1 tRNA gene is annotated in these 228 nt (G+C 44.7%); it reads right to left on the bottom strand.

Features of this window, described 5'->3' with window-relative positions:
* Positions 1-126: 126 nt before the first annotated feature.
* Positions 127-202, bottom strand: a tRNA-Val gene (locus RH40_RS07085).
* Positions 203-228: the final 26 nt, after the last annotated feature.

Raw genomic sequence — 228 nt, 5'->3', positions numbered from 1 at the left:
AAATCACTTTTCAATAAAAGTCATTGTCTAAGGACTCTCAAATTCGCCTTTTAGGCGGCAAAAATTCCAACCACGCACGTTTTACTGAAGTGGCTTGGAAGTTTTAATCCAAAAATACTTAGAGAATGGTGGGCGATACCGGGCTCGAACCAGTGACCCCCTGCTTGTAAGGCAGGTGCTCTCCCAACTGAGCTAATCGCCCACAGAGTTTTAATTCTTCGTGGGAAG

The sequence above is a fragment of the Vibrio caribbeanicus ATCC BAA-2122 genome (assembly GCF_000165125.1).
GTDB classification, from domain to species: Bacteria; Pseudomonadota; Gammaproteobacteria; order Enterobacterales; family Vibrionaceae; genus Vibrio; species Vibrio caribbeanicus.
This window is presented reverse-complemented; position numbering and strand designations above follow the sequence as displayed.